The organism is Streptomyces sp. NPDC029159, assembly GCF_055564055.1.
The window spans coordinates 642,554-664,792 of the sequence record NZ_JBVHWT010000001.1 but is presented as its reverse complement, the minus strand read 5'-3'; the positions used below and the strand labels follow the sequence as shown (position 1 = coordinate 664,792).

22 protein-coding genes and 2 tRNA genes are annotated in these 22,239 nt (G+C 70.6%); 12 read left to right on the top strand and 12 right to left on the bottom strand.

Features of this window, described 5'->3' with window-relative positions; all coding sequences use genetic code 11:
- Nucleotides 1-108 precede the first annotated feature (108 nt).
- Nucleotides 109-543, top strand: coding sequence for a MarR family winged helix-turn-helix transcriptional regulator (locus ACZ4U4_RS03005; protein ID WP_467868632.1), 435 nt, complete (start codon nt 109-111; stop codon nt 541-543).
- Between the two features lie 34 nt (nt 544-577).
- Here ACZ4U4_RS03005 and ACZ4U4_RS03000 read toward each other — a convergent pair whose 3' ends face one another.
- Nucleotides 578-940 carry a winged helix-turn-helix transcriptional regulator gene (locus tag ACZ4U4_RS03000; RefSeq protein WP_467868630.1) on the bottom strand — a complete coding sequence of 121 codons (363 nt, stop codon included), beginning with the start codon at nt 938-940 and terminating at the stop codon, nt 578-580.
- Nucleotides 941-1,066: 126 nt separating this feature from the next.
- Here ACZ4U4_RS03000 and ACZ4U4_RS02995 point away from each other — a divergent pair, with 126 nt between their 5' ends.
- Nucleotides 1,067-1,717, top strand: a complete 651-nt coding sequence (locus ACZ4U4_RS02995; RefSeq protein WP_467868628.1) for an FMN-dependent NADH-azoreductase — start codon at nt 1,067-1,069, stop codon at nt 1,715-1,717.
- Nucleotides 1,718-1,892: 175 nt separating this feature from the next.
- Here ACZ4U4_RS02995 and ACZ4U4_RS02990 read toward each other — a convergent pair.
- Nucleotides 1,893-1,976 (bottom strand) — tRNA-Leu (locus tag ACZ4U4_RS02990).
- Between the two features lie 485 nt (nt 1,977-2,461).
- On the opposite strand from ACZ4U4_RS02990, the gene ACZ4U4_RS02985 reads away from it, so the two are divergent.
- The 6 genes from ACZ4U4_RS02985 (at nt 2,462) to pknB (ending at nt 10,552) form a co-directional block, all read left to right on the top strand.
- Complete coding sequence (locus ACZ4U4_RS02985) at nt 2,462-3,289, top strand: FhaA domain-containing protein (protein WP_467868627.1); 828 nt, start codon at nt 2,462-2,464, stop codon at nt 3,287-3,289.
- Between the two features lie 10 nt (nt 3,290-3,299).
- Nucleotides 3,300-3,824: an FHA domain-containing protein FhaB/FipA gene (locus tag ACZ4U4_RS02980; protein WP_467868625.1), complete on the top strand. Its 525-nt coding sequence runs from the start codon at nt 3,300-3,302 to the stop codon at nt 3,822-3,824.
- A 133-nt stretch (nt 3,825-3,957) separates the two neighbouring features.
- Nucleotides 3,958-5,532 (top strand): Stp1/IreP family PP2C-type Ser/Thr phosphatase, encoded by a 1,575-nt coding sequence (locus ACZ4U4_RS02975; RefSeq protein ID WP_467868623.1) that lies wholly within the window; start codon nt 3,958-3,960, stop codon nt 5,530-5,532.
- 23 nt (nt 5,533-5,555) lie between these two features.
- On the top strand, nt 5,556-6,953 hold the full coding sequence (locus ACZ4U4_RS02970) for an FtsW/RodA/SpoVE family cell cycle protein (protein ID WP_467868621.1): 1,398 nt from the start codon (nt 5,556-5,558) through the stop codon (nt 6,951-6,953).
- Entirely contained in the window at nt 6,950-8,419 is a 1,470-nt protein-coding gene (locus ACZ4U4_RS02965; RefSeq protein WP_467868619.1) for a peptidoglycan D,D-transpeptidase FtsI family protein, read from the top strand. The genes ACZ4U4_RS02970 and ACZ4U4_RS02965 overlap by 4 nt, the downstream gene beginning before the upstream one ends.
- A 147-nt stretch (nt 8,420-8,566) precedes the next feature.
- Entirely contained in the window at nt 8,567-10,552 is a 1,986-nt protein-coding gene (pknB, locus tag ACZ4U4_RS02960; RefSeq protein ID WP_467868617.1) for a Stk1 family PASTA domain-containing Ser/Thr kinase, read from the top strand.
- Between the two features lie 99 nt (nt 10,553-10,651).
- Here the strand turns inward: pknB and ACZ4U4_RS02955 are convergent, their stop codons facing one another.
- The 6 genes from ACZ4U4_RS02955 to ACZ4U4_RS02930 all read right to left on the bottom strand — a co-directional run bounded on the left by ACZ4U4_RS02955 (nt 10,652) and on the right by ACZ4U4_RS02930 (nt 15,290).
- Nucleotides 10,652-11,392 carry a class E sortase gene (locus ACZ4U4_RS02955; protein ID WP_467868616.1) on the bottom strand — a complete coding sequence of 247 codons (741 nt, stop codon included), beginning with the start codon at nt 11,390-11,392 and terminating at the stop codon, nt 10,652-10,654.
- A 25-nt stretch (nt 11,393-11,417) separates the two neighbouring features.
- Complete coding sequence (locus ACZ4U4_RS02950) at nt 11,418-12,884, bottom strand: class E sortase (protein ID WP_467868614.1); 1,467 nt, start codon at nt 12,882-12,884, stop codon at nt 11,418-11,420.
- Entirely contained in the window at nt 12,881-13,519 is a 639-nt protein-coding gene (locus tag ACZ4U4_RS02945) for an aminodeoxychorismate/anthranilate synthase component II (RefSeq protein ID WP_467868613.1), read from the bottom strand. Before ACZ4U4_RS02945 ends, ACZ4U4_RS02950 begins: the two co-directional genes overlap by 4 nt.
- Nucleotides 13,516-13,692 carry a hypothetical protein gene (locus tag ACZ4U4_RS02940; RefSeq protein WP_033266980.1) on the bottom strand — a complete coding sequence of 59 codons (177 nt, stop codon included), beginning with the start codon at nt 13,690-13,692 and terminating at the stop codon, nt 13,516-13,518. The genes ACZ4U4_RS02945 and ACZ4U4_RS02940 overlap by 4 nt, the downstream gene beginning before the upstream one ends.
- A gap of 71 nt (nt 13,693-13,763) precedes the next feature.
- Complete coding sequence (locus tag ACZ4U4_RS02935) at nt 13,764-14,468, bottom strand: class E sortase (RefSeq protein WP_467868611.1); 705 nt, start codon at nt 14,466-14,468, stop codon at nt 13,764-13,766.
- 51 nt (nt 14,469-14,519) lie between these two features.
- Nucleotides 14,520-15,290, bottom strand: a complete 771-nt coding sequence (locus ACZ4U4_RS02930) for a DUF881 domain-containing protein (RefSeq protein ID WP_467868609.1) — start codon at nt 15,288-15,290, stop codon at nt 14,520-14,522.
- Nucleotides 15,291-15,467: 177 nt separating this feature from the next.
- Here ACZ4U4_RS02930 and crgA point away from each other — a divergent pair, with 177 nt between their 5' ends.
- On the top strand, nt 15,468-15,722 hold the full coding sequence (gene crgA, locus ACZ4U4_RS02925; protein WP_030285707.1) for a cell division protein CrgA: 255 nt from the start codon (nt 15,468-15,470) through the stop codon (nt 15,720-15,722).
- A gap of 270 nt (nt 15,723-15,992) precedes the next feature.
- Here crgA and ACZ4U4_RS02920 read toward each other — a convergent pair whose 3' ends face one another.
- Nucleotides 15,993-16,898, bottom strand: a complete 906-nt coding sequence (locus ACZ4U4_RS02920; protein ID WP_467868607.1) for a rhomboid family intramembrane serine protease — start codon at nt 16,896-16,898, stop codon at nt 15,993-15,995.
- 142 nt (nt 16,899-17,040) lie between these two features.
- Nucleotides 17,041-17,574 carry a peptidylprolyl isomerase gene (locus ACZ4U4_RS02915; RefSeq protein ID WP_467868605.1) on the bottom strand — a complete coding sequence of 178 codons (534 nt, stop codon included), beginning with the start codon at nt 17,572-17,574 and terminating at the stop codon, nt 17,041-17,043.
- Between the two features lie 280 nt (nt 17,575-17,854).
- Here ACZ4U4_RS02915 and ACZ4U4_RS02910 point away from each other — a divergent pair, with 280 nt between their 5' ends.
- Nucleotides 17,855-18,610 carry a DUF5324 family protein gene (locus ACZ4U4_RS02910; RefSeq protein ID WP_467868603.1) on the top strand — a complete coding sequence of 252 codons (756 nt, stop codon included), beginning with the start codon at nt 17,855-17,857 and terminating at the stop codon, nt 18,608-18,610.
- Between the two features lie 398 nt (nt 18,611-19,008).
- On the opposite strand, the gene ACZ4U4_RS02905 is transcribed toward ACZ4U4_RS02910, so the two are convergent.
- Together ACZ4U4_RS02905 and ACZ4U4_RS02900 are read right to left on the bottom strand one after the other, a co-directional pair.
- On the bottom strand, nt 19,009-19,689 hold the full coding sequence (locus ACZ4U4_RS02905) for a DUF5701 family protein (protein ID WP_467868601.1): 681 nt from the start codon (nt 19,687-19,689) through the stop codon (nt 19,009-19,011).
- A 418-nt stretch (nt 19,690-20,107) separates the two neighbouring features.
- Nucleotides 20,108-20,180 (bottom strand) — tRNA-Ala (locus tag ACZ4U4_RS02900).
- Between the two features lie 128 nt (nt 20,181-20,308).
- Between ACZ4U4_RS02900 and ACZ4U4_RS02895 the strand changes: the two genes are divergently transcribed.
- Nucleotides 20,309-20,857, top strand: coding sequence for a helix-turn-helix domain-containing protein (locus ACZ4U4_RS02895; protein WP_030285698.1), 549 nt, complete (start codon nt 20,309-20,311; stop codon nt 20,855-20,857).
- A gap of 57 nt (nt 20,858-20,914) precedes the next feature.
- On the top strand, nt 20,915-22,222 hold the full coding sequence (locus ACZ4U4_RS02890) for a serine/threonine-protein kinase (protein ID WP_467868599.1): 1,308 nt from the start codon (nt 20,915-20,917) through the stop codon (nt 22,220-22,222).
- Nucleotides 22,223-22,239 lie beyond the last annotated feature (17 nt).

The following is a 22,239-nucleotide window of genomic DNA, read 5'->3' as shown; positions in this document are numbered from 1 at the left end:
CAGCTGGAGCCGATGGATGGCTTTTGCAACTCTCGGATCGCATTGATGGTTGGCTTATGCAACTTGATTCACGTTGCACTATACAACTACATTCTCGAAAGGCAATCCATGACCCAGCGCGACGCGTCCGTCGAGATCATCCAGCGGCAGCTCACCGCCTTCGCCCGGCGCGCCCGCGCCACCGCCGCCCGCATCCATCCCGAGCTGTCCCTGGTCTCGTACACCTTGCTGGCGCACCTCGATGACCAGCAGGGATGTCGGGCGACGGACCTTGCGGCGCACTACCTCCTGGACAAGTCAACCGTCAGCCGGCAGATCGCCGCGCTGGAGAAGCTGGGGTTCGTGGAGCGCCGGGTGGACCCGGAGGACCACCGCGTACAGGTGCTGCATCCCACACCGGCGGGGGCCGCGGTGCTGTCGAACGCCATGACCAGCCGCCGCCAGGCGTTCCACGAGCGGCTCGCCGACTGGGACGAGGCCGATCTCGACCGCTTCGCGTCCTATCTGCTGCGCTACAACGCCGCGCAGGAACTGAAGGGCTGACGCACCGCGGCCGCCCGCGGGGCGTTTCCGGCGGCTACTTACGGAAGCGCTCCGGGCACCGCCCGCCCTCGCCGAGATACGTCTCGGCCCACCGCGCCAGCTCCTTGAGCGCGGGCTCCATGGCGAGCCCGGCCTCGCTCAGCCGGTAGGCCACGCGCAGCGGCGGCCCGGCGGCCACCTCGCGCACCACCAGACCGGCCGCGGTCAGCTCCGCGAGCCGGTCGGAGAGCATCCGCTCGCTGATACCGGGGATCGCCCGCCGCAGATCGGCGAAGTGCACCGGTCCGGGCATCAGCGTGGCCACGATCAGACCGGTCCAGCGCTTCCCGAACAGCTCGAAGACGCGCGTCATTCCGCCGTCGACCTGCCTGCACGCCGTCTCGCCGTGGTCCGCCATGGCTCCAGCCTACCGCCTTCCCGTTGGGTACTGCGGAAAAGTAAGTACCTGTGTTATGAATAGTCACGTACAAAGTTCAACCATTTACCCCTGCCGCGTCCGGCCACGACCGAAGGACCGATCACCATGGCCACACTCCTCCACCTCGACTCCTCCGTCTTCCCCGAGGACGGCTCCGCGTCCCGCACCGTGACCGCCGCCTTCCGCACGGCCTGGGAGGCGGAGCACCCCGAGGGCACCGTCATCTACCGCGACCTCGCCGCCGACCCGCTGCCCCACCTCGACGGCACCGCCGCCGCGGCCGGCTTCTCCGACCCGGCCACCCACACCCCGGAGCAGCAGGCCGCCTTCGCCCTCCGCACCCGCCTCGCCGAGGAGCTGGAGCAGGCCGACGCCATCGTCATAGGCGCCCCGATGTACAACTTCACGATCCCCTCGACGCTCAAGGCGTGGATCGACCAGACGCTTCTCATGGGCCGCACGGGCGGCGCCGAGCCCTCCGCCAAGGGCACCCCCGTCACCGTCGTCGCCAGCCGCGGCGGCTCGTACGCCCCGGGCACCCCCCGCGAGGGCTCCGACTTCGTGCAGAACTACCTGGAGACCGTCCTCGGCGACGGCTTCGGCCTGGAGGTCACCTTCGTCGTGCCCGAGCTGACCATGGCCCCCACCAACCTCGCGATGAGCGACCTGATCCCGCTCTACGAGGCGTCCCGCGAGAAGGCCCTCACCGAGGCCGCCACGAAGGGCCGCGAGGCCGCGACCCGCGTCGCCGCCTGACATCCCCCTTCCGTACGCCCCGGGGGCGGCCGGCCACACCGCGTCACCCCGGGGCCGGAACGGGGCCCGAAGTCCCGTACGGAGGCGATCTCCCGCGCCCGGGACGGAAGATGTGAGAAGCACAACGAAAAACCCCTGGTCTCCGGATTTCTCCGGAGACCAGGGGTCTCATCTGTGCGCGAGGGGGGAGTTGAACCCCCACGCCCTTTCGGGCACTGGAACCTGAATCCAGCGCGTCTGCCTATTCCGCCACCCGCGCATGGGTGTTGCCGTTTGGATTCTCCCGCGCGATCCGGGTTTTTCTTTCCCGTTCCGGGGGAGCGCCTTGCGACATGCAGAACATTAGCACGGCGCGGCGGGTGGTTTCACCTGCCCTTTCCCGGCCCCCGGCCCGGACCGCGCACCGGCGGCCGACGGCGGGCCGCAGCCCCGGTCCCCGACCGCCCGACGGCCCCCGCAGCGCTCCGTCGCAGACCACACCCCCTCGGTCCCGGCCACCCGGCGTCGGGACCCGGCCCCGCACGGAGCGAGGTGAACAGTTGCGGGACACTGTCGGCGGGGCACCTCTACCATCGCAGTGCACGGACGGCGGGCACGGCACAACGCCCCAACAGGCAACCCTGTGAGGGGGGACACTCGTCACTCCGGGCGGGAAAGGGGAACCAGCTGATTTCCCGGCGCGTGGATACGATCGGTAAGCAGTATCAGGACGACCCTGTCGAAGACTGAGGAAGGAGGTGCCCCGTGGGAGTACTGAAGCGCTTCGAGCAGCGTCTCGAAGGTCTCGTCAACGGCACCTTCGCCAAGGTGTTCAAGTCCGAGGTGCAGCCCGTTGAGATCGCCGGCGCGCTGCAGCGCGAATGCGACAACAACGCCACCATCTGGAACCGCGATCGCACAGTCGTCCCCAACGACTTCATCGTCGAGCTGAGCACACCCGACTACGAGCGGCTCAGCCCGTACAGCGGACAGCTCGGTGACGAACTGTCCGGAATGGTCCGCGACTACGCCAAGCAGCAGCGCTACACCTTCATGGGCGACATCAAGGTGCACCTGGAGAAGGCCGACGATCTCGACACCGGCCTCTACCGGGTGCGCAGCCGCACCCTCGCCTCCAGCACGTCCCAGGAACCGCCGGGAGGGCAGGCGCCCGCCGGGCGCGGCTCGTCGGCATCCCGGGGCGGTTACAACGGCGGCGGTCATGTGGGCCCGCCCCCCATGCCCTCGTCCCCGCCGCCCGGCGCCCCGCCCCGTACGGCACCGCCCGGCGCCGGTCCGCAGCCGCAGGCGCAGACCCGGCGCTGGATCGAGATCAACGGCACGCGTCACCAGATTTCGCGCAACTCGCTCGTACTGGGCCGCAGCACCGACGCCGACGTCCGGATCGACGACCCCGGGGTTTCCCGGCGGCACTGCGAGATCCGCGTCGGCACGCCCCCCATGGTCCAGGACCTGGGCTCCACGAACGGGATCGTGGTGGACGGGCAGCACACCACCCGCGCTAGTCTCCGCGACGGCTCGCGGATCGTCGTGGGCAGTACCACCATCGTTTACCGGCAAGCCGAAGGGTGAAGCGGGGGCAATGTCAGAGCTGACCCTCACGGTCATGCGGTTGGGTTTCCTCGCCGTACTGTGGCTGTTCGTCATCGTGGCCGTCCAGGTCATCCGCAGCGATCTGTTCGGCACGCGCGTCACACAGCGCGGCGCCGCCCGTAGGGGCGGTCAGGAGGCGCGCGGCCAGCGGCAGCAGGCCGCGCCGCCGCAGCAGCGCCGCCAGGACGGCGGGCGCGGCAACAACCGGCAGCGCCGGGGCGCGCCCACCAAGCTGGTCGTCTCCGAAGGCACGCTGCAGGGGACCACCGTCGCCCTCCAGGGCCAGACCATCTCGCTGGGCCGGGCGCACGATTCGACGATCGTCCTCGACGACGACTACGCGTCCAGCCGGCATGCCAGGATCTACCCGGACCGTGACGGCCAGTGGATCGTCGAGGACCTCGGTTCCACCAACGGCACGTACCTGGACCGGAACCGCCTGACGACGCCGACCCCGATCCCGCTGGGGGCCCCGATCCGCATCGGCAAGACCGTCATCGAGCTGCGGAAGTAGTACGACTTATGAGCGAGCGGAGCGAGCGAGCCGCGGCGGTCCACTCGACGGCCCCGAGCGTGCTCCCGACCGGAGGGTGGGCAGTGTGGCTCGACGAGACCGGCTGTACCCCGAGCCGACAGGTGAGGTGCGCATGAGTCTTTCCCTGCGCTTCGCCGCCGGATCGCACAAGGGCATGATCCGGGAGGGCAACGAGGACTCGGGTTACGCCGGACCGCGGCTGCTCGCCATCGCCGACGGCATGGGCGGTCAGGCCGCGGGCGAGGTCGCCTCGTCCGAGGTGATCTCCACCCTCGTCCAGCTCGACGACGACGTCCCCGGCTCCGACATCCTCACCTCCCTCGGCACCGCCGTGCAGCGCGCCAACGACCAGCTGCGCGTCATGGTCGAGGAGGACCCGCAGCTCGACGGCATGGGCACCACTCTGACCGCGCTGCTGTGGACGGGCCAGCGGCTGGGCCTGGTGCACGTCGGCGACTCCCGCGCCTATCTGCTGCGCGACGGCCAGCTCACCCAGATCACGCAGGACCACACCTGGGTGCAGCGCCTCGTCGACGAGGGCCGGATCACCGAGGAGGAGGCCACCACGCATCCGCAGCGCTCGCTGCTGATGCGGGCCCTGGGCAGCGGCGACCGCGTGGAGCCGGATCTGTCGATCCGCGAGGTCCGCGCCGGTGACCGCTATCTGATCTGCTCCGACGGTCTCTCCGGTGTCGTCAGCCACCAGACGCTGGAGGAGACGCTCGCCAGCTACCACGGTCCGCACGAGACGGTCCAGGAGCTGATCCAGCTCGCGCTGCGCGGCGGCGGTCCCGACAACATCACCTGCATCGTCGCCGACGTCCTCGACGTCGACGGCAACGAGGCGCTGGCCGGGCAGCTCAACGACACCCCGGTCATCGTCGGCGCGGTCGCCGAGAACCAGCACCAGCTCAGCGACCCGAGCACCCTGCAGACCCCGGCCGCCCGCGCCGCCGAACTGGGCCGCGGCCGGGACGTCCCGCCGCAGGCCCCCGGCGGCGCCTTCGGCCCGCCCGGCAGCGGGGACGACGCCGACGGCGAGGTGCCGGGCTCGTTCGGCGCCTTCGCCGACGAGGACTTCGTCAAGCCGCGGCGCCGCGGCACCTGGATCAAGCGGTCGCTCTTCTCCGCGCTCGCCCTGGCCGTCGTCGGCGGCGGGCTCTACGCGGGCTACCGCTGGACACAGACCCAGTACTTCGTCGGCGTCAAGGACAACCACGTCGCGCTCTACCGGGGCCTGAACCAGGACCTCGCGTGGATCACACTGAACAAGGTCGATCAGGACCACCCCGAGATCGAACTCAAGTACCTACCGCTGTACCAGCGGAACCAGGTCAAGGAGACGATCCCGGCCGACAGCCGCGACGAGGCGACCCTCAAGGTCACCGAGCTGGGCAAGCAGGCGCACGCCTGTCTGAGCAAGCAGCAGCGGGAGGCCGCCGAACGCGCCGCGGCCAAGGCCAAGAAGGACCGGGAGAAGGCGCAGCAGGAGCACGGCAAGACCGACGGCACGACCGGTCACCAGCCCGTTGCTCCCGGCACTCCCACGGCCCCCGGCGACCGGACCGCGACGTCCGGCACCCCCGGTGCGCTCGTGTCCCCGTCGACTCCCCCGGCCGACATCACCAGCCAGGCCCCCTCCGAGGAGCAGTTGAAGCTGGAAAAGAATTGCAGCACCCAGCAGTGAGGGCGTAGGGGGCCGTACACGTCATGAGCAGTACCACCAACACCACCACGATCGGCACCATCGGAGCCCCGAGCCGCCGCAACACCGAGCTGGCGCTGCTCGTCTTCGCGGTGATCATCCCGGTCTTCGCGTACATCAACGTCGGGCTCGCCAAGGAACAGACGATCCCCGCCGGGGTCTTCGGCTACGCCCTCGGGCTGGCGCTGCTGGCGGGCGTCGCGCACCTCGTCGTCCGTAAGTGGGCGCCGTACGCCGACCCGCTGATGCTGCCGATCGCCACCCTCCTCAACGGTCTCGGGCTGGTCTTCATCTGGCGGCTCGACCAGGAGCCGGCGATCACCACCCCGAAGCTGGGCGGCCCGATGGCGCCCGGCCAGCTGATGTGGTCGACGCTGGGTGTCGCCCTCTTCCTCGGCGTGCTGATCCTGCTCAAGGACCACCGCGTCCTGCAGCGCTACACCTACATCTCGATGGTGGTCGCGCTGGTGCTGCTGATCGCGCCGATCTTCTTCCCCGCCCGCTACGGCGCGCGCATCTGGATCACGCTGCCGGGCATCGGTTCGCTGCAGCCCGGTGAGTTCGCGAAGATCGTCATCGCGGTGTTCTTCGCCGGGTACCTGATGGTGAAGCGGGATGCGCTGGCGCTGGCCAGCCGCCGGTTCATGGGGCTGTACCTGCCGCGTGGCCGGGACCTCGGCCCGATCCTCGTCATCTGGGCGCTGAGCCTGATGATCCTGGTCTTCGAGACCGACCTGGGTACCTCGCTGCTCTTCTTCGGTCTCTTCGTGATCATGCTGTACGTCGCGACCGAGCGCACCAGCTGGATCGTCTTCGGTCTGCTGCTGAGCGCCGGTGGCGCCGTCGCGGTGGCCACCTTCGAGTCCCATGTGCAGGTCCGTGTGCACAACTGGCTCAACCCGCTGGAGAAGCTGGACGGCGGTGTCACCGAGACCGCGCAGTCGATGTACTCCTTCGGCTCCGGCGGCATCCTCGGCTCCGGTCTCGGCCAGGGCTACTCCCGGCTGATCGGCGGCATCGCACCGAAGAGCGACTACATCCTCGCCACCGTCGGCGAGGAGACCGGGCTGGCCGGTCTGATGGCCGTCCTGCTGCTGTACGGCCTGCTCATCGAGCGGGGCATCCGCACGGCGCTCGCGGCCCGCGACCCGTTCGGCAAGCTGCTGGCCATCGGCCTGTCCGGCGCCTTCGCGCTCCAGGTCTTCGTCGTCGCCGGCGGTGTGACGGGCCTGATCCCGCTGACCGGTATGACGATGCCGTTCCTCGCCCAGGGTGGTTCGTCCGTCATCGCCAACTGGGCGCTGGTCGGGATCCTGCTGCGGATCAGCGACACCGCCCGGCGGCCCGCCCCGGCCCCCGCCCCCTCCACCGACGCCGAGATGACCCAGGTGGTCCGCCCGTGAACAAGCCCCTGCGCCGGGTCGCGATCTTCTGCGGCCTGCTCGTCCTCGCCCTGCTCGTCCGCGTCAACTGGGTGCAGTTCGTCCAGGCCGACGAGTTGAAGAACGACGACAACAACCGCCGTGTCGCCATCGAGCGGTACAGCAAGCCGCGCGGCGACATCATCGTCGGCGACAAGCCGGTCACCGGTTCCACGACGACCGGCGTCGGCGACTTCAAGTACAAGCGGACGTACAAGGACGGCAAGATGTGGGCCCCGGTCACGGGGCACGCCTCGCAGGCGTTCGGCGCCAACCAGCTGGAGAATCTGTACGACAAGATCCTCACCGGCACCGACGACCGGCTCTTCTTCAGCCGCACCGTCGACATGCTGACCGGCCGCAAGCAGGAGGGCGGTGACGTCGTCACCACCCTCAACGCCAAGGCCCAGAAGGCCGCCTTCGAGGGACTGGGTAACAAGAAGGGCGCGGTCGCCGCGCTCAACCCGGAGACCGGCGCGATCCTCGCGCTGGCCACGGCGCCTTCGTACGACCCGTCCGTCTTCGCCGGGATGACCGACAAGGACTCCGAGAACTACAACGCGCTGCTGAAGAAGAACAACCCGGACGACCCGACGCTCAACCGCGCGCTGCGCCAGACGTACCCGCCCGGCTCCACCTTCAAGGTCGTCACCGCGGCGGCGGCGCTGGAGAACGGTCTCTACACCGACATCGACGCCCCGACGCGGTCGCCGCTGCCGTATTACCTGCCGGACACCAACCACGTCCCGCTGCCGAACGAGGGCAACATCCCCTGCAAGGACGCCAGCCTCCGCGAGGCGCTGCGGTGGTCGTGCAACACCGTCTTCGGCAAGATCAGCGCCGACCTCGGCAACAAGAAGATGATGTCCGAGGCGGAGAAGTTCGGGTTCAACAACCCGAAGGTCGACACCCCGGTCCGTCTCGCCGAGAGCATCTACCCGGAGGACAACCGCCCGCAGAACGCCCAGGCGGGCATCGGCCAGGCGTCGAACCGCGCCACCCCGATGCAGATGGCCATGGTCACCGCGGCGATCGCCAACGGCGGCAAGCTGATGGAGCCGTACATGGTCGACAAGCTGGTCGCGCCCAACCTCAACGTCGTGGAGCAGCACACGCCGAAGGAGATGAGCCAGCCGCTCAAGCCGGAGAACGCCCAGAAGCTCCAGGACATGATGGAGACCGTCGTCAAGAACGGTACGGGTACCTCCGCGCAGATCCCGGGCGTGACGGTCGGTGGCAAGACCGGTACCGCGCAGCACGGTGAGGGCAACAGCGAGAACCCGTACGCGTGGTTCATCTCCTACGCGAAGACCGACAAGGGCACCCCGGTCGCCGTCGCCGTCGTCATTGAGGGTTCCGACACACTTCGCGGTGACATCGCGGGTGGCAAGCTCGCCGCCCCGATCGCGAAGAGCGTGATGGAAGCGGTGCTCAGCGACAAGAAGTGACTCCTGGGCAGGGCCGTACCGGTCAGATATCAGGTTGCTGTTACGGCCCGGCCCGGTGCAACGCGCCGGGTACCGTATGCCCGGACAGCACACCGCCGGACCACACACGGGTGCGGTCGGGACTGACGGAGAGGGCTGGAGAAGCTTATGGATGAGCCGCGTCGCCTCGGCGGCCGGTACGAGCTGGGCTCGGTGCTCGGTCGCGGTGGCATGGCCGAGGTGTACCTCGCCCACGACAGCCGCCTGGGCCGCACCGTGGCGGTGAAGACGCTGCGGGTGGACCTCGCCCGTGACCCGTCCTTCCAGGCCCGGTTCCGCCGTGAGGCCCAGTCGGCCGCCTCGCTGAACCACCCGTCCATCGTCGCGGTCTACGACACCGGCGAGGACTACGTCGACGGCGTCTCGATCCCGTACATCGTCATGGAGTACGTCGACGGTTCCACGCTGCGGGAGCTGCTGCACTCCGGGCGGAAGCTGCTGCCCGAGCGGTCCCTGGAGATGACCATCGGGGTGCTCCAGGCGCTGGAGTACTCGCACCGCGCCGGCATCGTCCACCGTGACATCAAGCCCGCCAACGTCATGCTCAACCGCACCGGCCAGGTCAAGGTCATGGACTTCGGCATCGCCCGTGCGATGGGCGACGCCGGGATGACCATGACGCAGACCGCCGCGGTCATCGGCACGGCGCAGTACCTCTCCCCCGAGCAGGCCAAGGGCGAGCAGGTCGACGCCCGCTCCGACCTCTACTCCACCGGCTGTCTGCTCTACGAGCTGCTCACCGTCCGGCCGCCGTTCATCGGTGACTCGCCGGTCGCCGTGGCGTACCAGCATGTGCGCGAAGAGCCGCAGAAGCCCAGCACCTTCGATCCCGAGATCACGCCGGAGATGGACGCCATCGTCCTCAAGGCGCTGACCAAGGATCCGGACTACCGCTATCAGTCGGCCGACGAGATGCGCGCCGACATCGAGGCGGCGCTGGACGGCCAGCCGGTCGCGGCGGCCTCGGCGATGGGTGCGGGCGGTTTCGACCAGGACCAGCCCACGACGATGCTGCGGCCGCAGGACCCGGGCGCGCAGACCGCGATGCTGCCGCCGATGAACCCCGACGACGGTGGCTACGGCTACGACGAGCGGCCCTCGGGCCGTCGCGCCGGTGCCTCCGGTCCGCCGAAGAAGAGCCACACCTCGACGATCCTGCTGGCAGTCGCCGGTGTCCTCGTCCTGGTCGGTGCGATCTTCATCGGTAAGGCGATGTTCAGCGGCGGCAAGACCGGCAACGGGGTGACGGCGCCCAACGTCGTCGGCGAAACGCTGGCGCAGGCGAAGGATTCCGCCCGGAACAACGGCGATCTGAAGATCTCCAAGAGCGGCAGCGAGGCCTGCGAGAACGTCGACAAGGGCCAGATCACCAAGCAGGAACCGGCGGAAGGCGCCGCCATCGACGAGGGCGGCACGATCAACGTCACGATGTGCACCGGCCCCAAGCAGGTGCAGGTCCCCAACGTCCGCGGCTTCAGCGAGAGCGAGGCCCGGTCCGAGCTGAAGGCCAAGGGCTTCGAGAACGTCGAGGTCACGCAGAAGGTCGCCGACCAGGACCCGGGCACCGTCCTCGACCAGGACCCGAAGCCGGGCGCCAGCAAGCCGAAGAGCGCCACGATCACGCTGACGGTCGCCAAGGCCAACCCGAAGGTGAAGGTCCCCGACGTCCTCGGCAACGACTTCGCCTCGGCGGAGAAGCAGCTGAAGGACCTCCAGCTCCAGGTCACCAAGCAGGAGCAGGAGGTGTCCGACCCGGCGCAGGTCGGCAAGGTCACCGCCATGGATCCGGCGGGCCAGAGCGAGGTCGACGTCAACACCACGGTCACGCTGACCGTCGGCAAGGCGGCGGCGCAGAAGCCGGTGCCCAATGTCGTCGGCCAGAAGGTGAAGGACGCGAAGAAGGCGCTCCAGGACGCCGGGTTCACCAACATCCAGTTCGCGGACGGCAGCAACCAGGACGACAACGCCCACGTCATGCAGCAGGACCCCACGGGCGACACCCCGTCCGACCCCGCCTCCACGACGGTGACGCTGACCACCATCGGCGGTGGCGGCGGTGACCACGGGGACGGCGGCGGCTGGCCGTTCGGCTGATCCCACCAGCGGCACACATGAGCCCCGGCCCCTTGTGAAGGGGCCGGGGCTCATGTCATGTGCGGTGGGGCCGTCCGCCGGCTTGCGGGGGCCGCGCGGTCAGCGCAGTTCCTCCGGCGGGGTGCGGTCCGCGTCGACCTTCTCGGTGCGCTCCAGCTCGCCCCAGACGATGTAGCGGTAGTTCGAGGTGTAGACCGGGGTGCAGGTCGTCAGCGTGATGTAGCGGCCGGCCTTGTCCTTCCCGGACTCCTTGGGGATCCGGTCGAGGACGTCGACGTTGTACTTCGAGGTCTGGTCGAGCACCGCGTAGACCTTGTAGACGTACCAGGTGTCCTTGGTCTCGAAGACAATCGGGTCGCCCTCGTGGAGCTTGTCGATGTTGTGGAACTTCGCACCGTGGCCGTCCCGGTGGGCGGCGAGGGTGAAGTTGCCCTTCTTGTCCTGCGGCAGCCCGGACGCGATCGGCTTGGTGTAGTAGCCGGCCACGCCCTCGTTGAGGATCTCGGAGCCGGTGCCCTTCTTGACCAGCACCTCGCCGTTCTTCATCGCCGGAACGTGCAGGAAGCCGATGCCGTCCTTGGTGTCCAGCTTCCCCGGCCCCTTCGGCGAGGGGGCGGCCCAGTGGCGGCGCACCTCGTCGCCCTGTTTGTCGGCGGCGCGGTCGGCGAGAACGTTCGTCCACCACAGCGAGTACACGACGAACAGGCCGAGGATCAGCCCGGCGGTGATCAGCAGTTCGCCGATCACGCTGATCACGGCGGCGATGGAGCGGCGCATCCGGCGTGGTCGGTTCGGCGGCGCGGACCGTTCGATGTCCTCGTCATGGCCCGTGGCAGTCACCGCGTAGTACCCCTCTTACCTTCGGTCAGCCGGTGAGCGCATCCGGTTCGCCCTTGCTCCGCGGCTGCGCCGCGACCATCTTGCCCCAGACGATCATCCGGTAGGTACTGGTGAATTCCGGGGTGCAGGTCGTGAGGGTGAGGTAGCGGCCCGGCGTCTTGAAACCGGACCCCTGTGGCACCGGCTGGATGACGCTGACATTTTGCGGGCTGGTCTGCGGGAGGATGCTCTCCATCTCGTACGTGTAGTACGTACTCTGCGTCTCCACGACGATCTTGTCGCCCGGGTTGAGCTTGTTGATGTAGCGGAACGGCTCGCCGTGGGTGTTGCGGTGGGCGGCCACCGCGAAGTTGCCCTTCTTGTCCCAGGGCATCGCCGTGTTGATCCCGCTGCTCTTGTCGTAGTGCCCGACCATGCCCCGGTCCAGCACCGAGTGCTTGTCGATGCCCTCGGCGATCGGCGCCTTCACGTCCAGCTTCGGGATGTACATGATGGCGAAGCGCTCGCCCGGGACCAGCGACTTCTTCTCGCCGCCGCCCTCCTGCCACTGGTGCTGGAGGGTGTTGGCGGCGCCGCCCGCCTCCTGCTGGGCGAGGACGTTGGTCCACCACAGCTGGTAGGTGACGAACAGCAGCATGACCACGCCGAGCGTGATGAACACTTCGCCGATGGCGCGGCTGGCGATGAGGCTCAGGCTCTCCTTCGCGGCGCGGGCGGCGCGGCGGGCCTCCAGCCGGGAGGTGGGTGCGGGCGGCGGCGTCGGCGGGGCGCCGGTGGCCGCGCCGCCGCGCCTGCCGCGACGACCGCCGCGCTTCGCCGCCTGCTGGGCCGCCTTTCGGCGGGCGGCGCGTCCGCCGGGGGCCGGGGCGTCCGCTGTTTCACGTGAAACGTCCTCGGGGGAGTCCCCCTCGGTTTCACGTGAAACCGAGGCCGTGTCCGACGCTGTTTCACGTGAAACGGCGTCACCGTCGAAGGTGCCGCCGCCCGGAGCCCCCGCCCGTTCCGCCTGGCGCAGCGCCATGGTCTCGTCGTCGGCCACCGGTCCGGCGTTGGGGGACGGTACGGCGGGAGCGGGCGGTCTCCGGGTCTGGGGGCGGGCGACCGCGGGGCCGAACGCCGGGACCTGGTCCGGGCCCTCGGCGGTGTGGCGGCCCACGGGCGTCTCGGGCCCGAATCCGGTGGCGGGGGCGGGTGGTACGGCCTCCGCCGGTGTCTCCTCCGCCGCCGGGCGGGGGCGGAACCACGGGGAGGCGTGGCCGGGCGCCGGTGAGCCGGTGAGCCGGGTGCCGGGGCTGCCGGGCGTGGGGGCGCCGGTGGCTGCCGGGCCGGTGGGCCCCGGCTCCTCGCCGGGTGCGGTGTCCGCACCGCCGCCCGGGCTCGGCAGCGGGTCCATCAACGGGTCGTTGAGCTGTCCCACCGCCGCCTCGAACGCCGCGTCCCCGCCGTACGGATCGTGGGGGGTGCCGTCACGCTCGGGGCGTGTGGCGGTCACGCGCCGGCCTTGCCGACCACCGGGGCGAGCCCCGTCGAGCGCTCCACCGCTCCCGCGTCACCGCAGGCGACGAGCCAGTTGGCGAGCATCCGGTGGCCCCACTCGGTGAGCACCGACTCGGGGTGGAACTGGACGCCCTCCACGGGCAGTTCACGGTGGCGCAGCCCCATCGCGATGCCGTTGTCGGTCCAGGCGGTGACGGTCAACTCGTCCGGCACCGTGCCCTCCTGGACGGCGAGCGAGTGGTAGCGGGTGGCCGTGAACGGCGAGGGCAGACCGCTGAAGACGCCGTCGCCCGCGTGCGAGACCAGCGAGGTCTTGCCGTGCAGCAGCTCGGGGGCGCGGCCGACCACGCCGCCGTAGGCGACCGCCATGGACTGCATGCCCAGGCAGACGCCGAAGACCGGGACGCCGGTCTCCGCGCAGTGCCGGACCATGTCGATGCAGACCCCGGCCTCTTCCGGCGCGCCCGGGCCGGGTGACAGCAGCACCCCGTCGAAGCCGTCCTGCGCATGGGCGGGGGTGACCTCGTCGTTGCGCAGCACCTCGCACTCGGCACCGAGTTGGTAGAGGTACTGCACGAGGTTGAAGACGAAGCTGTCGTAGTTGTCGACGACGAGAATGCGGGCACTCATCGGACGGCTGCCATCCCTTGATCGACCGTGACGTCATTGAAGGGGAGCAGCGGCTCCGCCCACGGAAAGACGTACTGGAAAAGCACGAAGACGACCGCCAGCACCAGCACCAGGGAAATCAGCGCCTTCACCCATGTGTTGCCCGGCAAATGCCGCCAGATCCAGCCGTACATGCTGTCCCTACTCGCCGATGACGGTGTCGATTGCCCCACCAGACTACGGGGCGAGGAGGGGCCCGGGTGGGTCAGCCGGACAAAGCCGGGGGCCTTCCGGCCGCCACCGGCTGCGTCGCGTCCAGATGTGCCCAGGTGATGAGCCGGTGACTGTGTCCCCACTCCGGCTCGCAGGTGGTCAGGGTCAGATAGCGGCCGGGTCCGCGGTAGCCGGAGGCGCGGGGCACGGGGTCGATCACGCCGATGTCGTCGGGCAGCGTCCGGTAGGGCCGCCGGTCGATGCGGTAGGTGAACCAGGTGGTGCCGTCGGAGACCACCACCGCGTCGCCGGGCCGCAGCAGCGGGAAGTCCTTGAACGGATCGCCGTACGTGCGCCGGTGCCCCGCGACGGCGAAGTTGCCCACCGCACCGAGGTGCGCGGTGGCCGCGTAGTGCCCGAGGCCGCGCCGCAGCACGCCGGTGCCGGTGCCTTCGAGGACCGGCTTGGACCAGTCGGCGCCGAGGCGGGGGATGTACATGACGGCGAACGCCGCGCCGCTCCCGTACGGGCGGGGGCTGCCGGACGGCGCCGGGGCGGTGGACGGACCGGGGCGCGCCGCGCCTGCCGCTGGCGCGGCGGCCGACCAGCGTTCCTGGAGGCGGCCGATCTCCTGGTCCATGGCGTTGTCGGCGCGCACGCCGGTCCAGAAGAGGAGGTAGCAGACGAAGAGCACGATGAGCGTGCCGGTCGTGACGCACAGCTCGCTGAGAGTCCGGACGATCCACCGCACCGTCACCGGCCGCGCCCCTTCCCGTCGCCGTCACCGGCGCGCGGGCGGGGGACACCCCTACGGCTGCACCGGCTGTGCGTAGTGGAGCTCCACTGTGCCGGAGTAGCCGGGGAGAGTCACCGCCTCGCGCGGGTCGACTTTCCAGCCGAGCCCGTAGGCGTTGACGTACTGGAGGTAGTTCTGGATCGCGGGTGCCTCGGTCAGCGCGCGGTTGAGGGCGTCCCGGTCACCGACGGCGGTGATCTTGTAGGGCGGGGAGTAGACGCGGCCCTGGAGGATGAGGGTGTTGCCGACGCAGCGCACCGCGCTGGTGGAGATCAGCCGCTGGTCCATGACCTCGATGCCCTTGGCGCCGCCCCGCCACAGCGCGTTCACCACGGCCTGGAGGTCCTGCTGGTGGATGACGAGGTCGTTGGGCTGCGGTTCGGGGACGCCGGGGATCTTGGCGGTGGCGTTCGGCGGGGCGTCGGTGAGGGTGACCGAGAGGCCCTCGCCCTTCAGCTTCTCCGTGCCCGCCCGCTCCTCCAGCGCCCTGAGCTTGGTCTCCTCCGCGCGGGAGGTGCCGTTGTCGCGCCGGGCGAGGGCCTCGACGTCCGCGCGGAGCGTCGCGTTGCGTTCGTCGTGGGCGCCGTTCTTCTGGCTCCGTTGCTGGATGAGGTCGGAAAGGCGGAGCATGGAGTCGTCGGAGCGCAGATCGGTGCCGCGCGCGGTGTCGAAGCTGAGCCAGAACATCAGGCCCGCGAGCGCGAAGACGGCGAGTGTGAGCAGGCGTACGGGTCGCAGCCGCGAGCGGGCCGGGCGGCCGGAGGAGTCAGCTGAAGTGCTCAACGTACCCTTGCTCCTTACGACGCCGCGGAAGCACTACGCTAACGGACGCCCCGGGGCGTCGAACCGCTCCCCGGCGCATCCGTCCGGCTCCCGCCCGTACGCCCGCGCGGACGGGGGCACCTCCCGCTCAAGAGGAGTCGAGAGCGGAAGAGCAGCGCATCGACAGGAGAGTTCCTCGTGCCGAAGTCACGGATCCGCAAGAAGGACGACTTCACGCCGCCGCCGGCGAAGACCACCAGCCTGAAGATGAATTCCGGCCGTGGCTGGGTCGCCCCGGTGATGCTGGCGATGTTCCTGATCGGGCTCGCCTGGATCGTGCTGTACTACGTCTCCGAGGCCGATCTGCCGGTCAAGGCGATGGGCGACTGGAACATCGTGTGCGGATTCGGCTTCATCGCGGTGGGCTTCGGCGTCTCCACGCAGTGGAAGTGACGCAAGCCCTGCCCAAGGCCATCCACACAGTTATCCACAGCCGGGGAAAACTTCAGAAGATCTGTGGATAACCTCTCGGGACATTGACGCCGGTGTGACCGGCCACGCCCGTCCCGGTGAGCTGCTTCCCCCTTACGTACTGGGGAAACGCAGGTTCGTACGATCCGGGACGGGCGTTCCCCACAGCGTGCACAAGATCCGCCACGCACTGTGGACAACACCGTGGAACGGGCCCGCGGAGAGCCGTTACCCCCAGGCCCGCGTCGGCCCTCAGCCGGTCAGCTGGAACGTCCGCAGCACGACCACGGCGATGATCACCAACAGCGCGGCGACACACGTCAGGGTGTGCACCAGTGTCCGGCGCTCACGCGGCGCATGGACCATGCCGTACGCCACCGCCGCGCCCACCACCAGGCCGCCGACATGCGCCTGCCAGGCGATATTCGGCCACAGGAAGGTGAAGACGAGGTTGAGGCCCAGCAGGATCAGCACGGGCTTCATGTCGTAGTTCAGCCGCCGCAGCAGCACCGCGGTGGCGCCCAGCAGACCGAAGATCGCGCCGGAGGCGCCGAGCGAGGGCTGGTTCTGCGCGGCGAGCAGATACGACAGCGCGCTGCCGCCCAGCCCGGCGAGCAGATAGAGCGCGGTGTAGCGCAGCCGGCCGAGCGCGGCTTCCAGGGGCGGGCCCAGCCACCACAGGGACAGCATGTTGAACGCGATGTGCGGGATCTCCTGGTGCAGGAAGACCGCGGTGATCAAGCGGTACCACTGGCCCTCGGCGACCCCGACGAGCTGGTAGTGCTGCGGGTCGAAGGCCAGGCCGATCAGGTCGAGGCGTCCGACGAGACCGCTGGAGGCGTAGACCGCGATGAAGACGGCGACGTTGAGGCCCAGCAGGATCTTGGTGACCAGCTTGGGGTCGGAGGCGACGGCGCCGCCCGCGAGGGTGCGCGGGGTGGTGGCGTGCGCCGAGTGGCCCGTGCCGCTGCCGGTGCGTACGCACTCCGGGCACTGGAAGCCGACCGAGGCGCTGACCATGCACTCGGGGCAGATCGGCCGCTCGCAGCGGGTGCAGGTGACGCCCGTCGCACGGTCGGGATGGCGGTAGCAGCCCGGCAGGCCGCTCGCGCCGCCCGCGCCCTGCGGCTCCTGCGGGGTGCCTGGCACCTGGTCCATCGCTCGGTCGTCCTCTCTGCGGCTGGACGCGTCATCACAACACACCCGCCCACCACCGGGCCAGCACGTGGGGCGCCCCGCCTGGTCTACGACCGGACGGGGCGCAAGGTTCCCGGGGACGGCGGGCGCGACGGCGCCCGGGTCAGCTCTCGCGGTTCTCGATGACGACCGACTCGATGACGATGTCCTGCACCGGGCGGTCGGTGCGCGGGTTGGTCTGGGTGGCGGCGATCGCGTCCACGACCTTCTTGCCCGCCTCGTCGGCGACCTCACCGAAGATGGTGTGCTTGCCGGTCAGCCAGGCGGTCGGCGCGACGGTGATGAAGAACTGCGAGCCGTTGGTGCCCGGACCGGCGTTGGCCATGGCGAGCAGGTACGGCTTGGTGAAGGCCAGGTCGGGGTGGAACTCGTCGGCGAACTCGTACCCCGGGCCGCCGGTGCCGTTGCCGAGCGGGTCGCCGCCCTGGATCATGAAGCCGCTGATCACGCGGTGGAAGACGGTGCCGTCGTAGAGCTTGTCCGTGGACTTCTGGCCGGTCGCCGGGTTGGTCCACTCCCGCTCGCCCGCGGCGAGCTGGACGAAGTTCTTCACCGTCTTGGGGGCGTGGTTCGGCAGCAGCCGAAGGGTGATGTCGCCCTGGTTGGTCTTCAGGGTGGCGTAGAGCTGCTCAGCCACGGATCTGCCTTCCATGAGTCTTCGCTGATCGGGCTCCGATCCTCGCACGGACCGCCGCGAGGCGCGGCCCGTGCCGCGCCCCGCCCCGGCGCGGACGGCCCCGACGGCGGGCACGCACCCGGCCTCGTCGCCGACGCACCCGCCATGACCCGGATGCCCGCGCGTACATGCCGTGCGGCGGACGAGCAGGCATGATCGTCAACTGGGTGGACAGGCGAGACAGCAGAGCTGGGGGAGCAGCCCCCACGGACCCGGACACGCCACCGAGGAGGAGGATCCAGTGACCCGCAAGGACAGCGTGCGCGCCGCGACCGGTTCGGCCAGGGACAGCGTGCGGCACGCCGCTGAGGTGGTGGCTCCGTACGCCGGTACGGCCAGGGACACCGCGGTGCAGTTCGCCCAGGAGGCGCGGACGCGTGTGGCGCCGATGATGGCGGAGGCCGCGCAGCAGGCCCGCACCCGGGTGGCCCCCATGGTGTCGGATGCCGCGCAGCAGGCCCGCGCCCGCTACGACACCCATCTGGTGCCGCGTATCGAGCACGCCCGTGGCGCGCTGCCGCCGAAGGTGGACGCGGCGGCGTGCCGTGCCGCCCATCGCACCCGCTGTGCGGCACGGCAGGCCGCGGACTACGCCGCACCCCGGGTGGAGAGCGCCGTGCACTCCGCCCGCGCGGCCGCCGAACCCGTCCGCGACGAGGCGTTCGCCCGTGGCACCGCGGCGCTCGCGGCACTGCGCGGCGAGGTGACCGCCGCCGAGATCGAGAAGCTGGCGCGGAAGAACCGCTGCCGGGCCCGGGCCGGGAAGGCCGCCAAGCGGCTGCTGGTGGTGGGGCTGCTGGCCGGGGGCGCCGTCGCCGCCTGGAAGTGGTGGGACAAGCAGGCCAACCCGGACTGGCTGGTGGAGCCGCCCGCCCCCACCGAGGTGAACGAACGCGGCCGGCTCAGCTCCGTCGACGGCAGCGGGTCCACGGCGCGGACCGACGGCCAGGACGAGGACAAGGAGCACGGCGACGGCCCGGGCGGAGCGTCGGCCTGACGCGGAACCCGGCCTGCGCGGGGCGTCGGCCTGACGCGACGGCTCGGCTTCTCCGCCAGGAGCCGTACCCGGCCCGACGCCTCGGGTCGGCCGCCCCGGCCCCGCACACCCATCGGTGCCCGCCACCCCGGTAGGTGGCGGGCACCGATGCGTACAGGCGGTACGCGCACGCCCAGGGCACCGCGTTGTTTCACGGGAAACAACGCGCCCTCACCCCTCAAGACCGCCGACGTTTCACGTGAAACGACCACCGTCCCAGCCCGACCGCGCCGGTTTCACGTGAAACAGCCCCACCGCCACAGCCCTCTCGTACGGGCACCGAGCAGGCCGGAGGAGGCAGAGGGCCGAGCAGCGGCGGGGCGGCCCGGGACGGGCGCGTCCACCGGCCGCCTCCGCGGTCACCCGGCCGTGCGGCGGGCGCCCGCGGAGGCCATGCCGAGCCAGGTGTGCGGGTTGCCCTCCCAGCACCAACCCAGCTTCGGCGCCCGTCGGCTGATCCACAGCGCGGGCACCCGGCGGTCACCGGAGCGCGAGCCGCCGAGGGAGAAGCACTTGTTCTTGACCAGCACCTGCGGGTACTGGGTCAGGAGCGCGACGCCCTCCTCGACGGTGAGCGGCGTACGGCCGCGCCCCTCGATGGTCCCCAGGGCGTCGCGGGGCACGGCACCGCAGAACTCCTCGCCCCGCTCGACGTCGCACAACAGATAGACGGCCGACTCGGGGGCGCCGGTCCGCCCGATCGAGACGAACCGCTCCAGCGCACCGGGCTCGAAGGAGCCGTCGACGAAGCCGGGTTCGCGGCCGCCGAGCAGCGCGGTGCGGGCCATCGCCTCCTCGACGGGCACCAGCGCACGCGGTACGACCAGCACGAACGGCACCCGGCCGCCCTCCGGCCCACGCCCCTCGGGCGCCACGGCCACGGCGCTCTCCCTCAACGACGCCACCAGCGCCCGGAACCCGTCCACGTCCTGCCCGGCCAGCTCCGGGTACCCCTGTGCGATCAGATTCGCCAGCTGCCGGTCGAACTCGGCCCCGGCATCGAAGCTCTCACGTACTTCCGTCACTGCCTGCTCGCTCAACTCGGTTCCTCCTGTGAAGGGTTCGAGAAGGTCGCCGCCCATGGAAGAGGCGGCCATAAGGCGTGGACCAAAGTACAGAAACCATGGGGAATGGTGGGGATCAGACGGCGGGATGCGGTGCACGGCCGCTGTCGAGCACCGCTTGTTGAGCACCGCTGCACCGCGGCCTGGTGACGCCGTCCGCTCCCTCGCGACGGAGAGCCGCCTCCAGGTCCAGGTGGCCGCAAGCCTCCAGATCCCGTGCGCCCTGACGGCTACGCCCTGACCGCCGCTGCCCGCTCCGGCAAGAGGCCCGGGTCATCGACTCGGGTCTCTGCGCTCGGCCGCCTCCCGGCCATCGCCGCCCCCGCGCCCACCGCACGCACACAAAAACGCCCCCCGACCCCGCGTTTCCGCAGGTCAGAGGGCGTTTCCTATGTGGAGCCTAGGGGAGTCGAACCCCTGACATCTGCCATGCAAAGACAGCGCTCTACCAACTGAGCTAAGGCCCCGTCGCCGACCAGGGTACCTGGTGCGGGGGCGCTTTCCCGACCGGGTATCGCCCGGGACCGTCGCTCTCCGTAGGATGCTTCGCAAGATTCGCGGCAGCGAAGCGCGACCGGGGAGATGGGGAGACGGCATGGACGCAGCACAGCAGGAAGCCACCGCGCGGGCCCGGGAGCTGCAGCGGAATTGGTACGGGGAACCGCTCGGTGCCCTCTTCCGCCGCCTCATCGACGATCTCGGGCTCAACCAGGCCCGCCTCGCGGGGGTGCTCGGTCTGTCGGCGCCGATGTTGTCGCAGCTGATGAGTGGTCAGCGGGCGAAGATAGGCAACCCCGCCGTGGTCCAGCGGGTCCAGGCGCTCCAGGAGTTGGCCGGTCAGGTCGCCGACGGCAGCGTCAGCGCCGCCGAGGCCACCGACCGGATGGACGAGATCAAGAAGACCGCGGGGGGTTCGGTGCTGAGCAACACCGCGCAGACCGTCTCGTCGACCGGTTCGACCACCGTGCGGCGCGTGGTGCGCGAGATCCAGTCGCTGCTCCGGTCGGTTTCGGACGCGGGAGAGATCATCGAGGCGGCGAACGCCCTCGCCGCCACCCACCCGGAGCTGGCAGAGTTCCTCCGGGTCTACGGTGCCGGCCGCACCGGGGACGCGGTCGCGCACTACGAGGCGCACCAGAGCTAGCCGTACAGCGGGCCGGTCACCGCGGGGTACGCACAGGTCAGAAAGCGACGGGGCACCATGGGTGAGATCTTCGCCGGGCGGTACGAGCTGGTCGACCCGGTCGGGCGCGGGGGTGTGGGCGCCGTCTGGCGCGCCTGGGACCACCGGCGGCGCCGCTATGTCGCCGCCAAGGTGCTCCAGCAGAGCGATGCGCACACCCTGCTGCGGTTCGTCCGCGAACAGGCGCTGCGGATCGACCATCCGCACGTCCTCGCCCCGGCGAGCTGGGCCGCCGACGACGCCAAGGTCCTGTTCACCATGGATCTGGTGCACGGCGGCTCGCTCGCCCACCTCATCGGCGACTACGGCCCGCTGCCCCCGCGGTACGTCTGCACCCTGCTCGACCAACTGCTCGCCGGGCTGACCGCGGTGCACGACGAGGGCGTGGTGCACCGCGACATCAAACCGGCGAACATCCTGCTGGAGGCGACCGGCACCGGCCGTCCGCATCTGCGCCTCTCCGACTTCGGCATCGCCATGCGCAAGGGTGAGCCGCGGCTCACCGAGACCAACTACGTGGTGGGCACGCCCGGGTACTTCGCGCCCGAGCAGATGCTCGGCGCCGAACCGGACTTCCCCGCCGACCTGTTCGCCGTCGGCCTGGTCGCGCTGTATCTGATCACCGGCACCAAACCGGACGCCGAGGCCCTGGTGCGGCACTTCACCGACCACGGCGTCCCGCACGCGCCCGAGGGCGTCCCGGAGCCGCTGTGGCAGGTGCTGGCGACGCTGCTGCACCCCGACCCGGACTCCCGGTTCCGTACCGCCACCGGCGCCCGGAAGGCGCTGCTGGCCGCCGTGGAGCTGCTGCCCGAGGCGGGGCTCGACGACGAGGCGGTCGAGGTCTTCGACCACATAGGTCCGCTGCCCGAGGGGTTCGGGCCGGACGGGCCACTCACCGCACCGCGCGACGGCGGCGCGGCCGGGGCGCCGGGCGGCGGCGCACCGCTCTCCCCGTCCGACACCGGAAGCTTCGTCCTCGCCCCGCCCGGACAGTCGCTGCCCCAGCCGCTCCCGCAGCCGCCCGCCACCCCGCCGGTCCCGTCGGCCGCCCCGCACGTCCCGGCCCCCGCGGTACCGCCGGGCACGCCGCCCTCGGGCACGTACCGGCCGACCGCGGGCTCCTGGCAGCAGCCGCCGGCGACCCGACCCTACACCTCGCCGCAGCCGCCCGCCGCGGCGCCGCCGGTGCCGTCCGGCGTCCCGGAGCGGACCGCGCCCGCGGCGGCGCGGCGCGCCGGGCCGCCGGCGAAGGTGGCGGTCCCGGTGTTCGTCGTCGCGCTGCTCTGCATCGCCTTCGGCATCTGGGCGCTCACCACCTCCTGACCGTCAGGGGGCGCCGG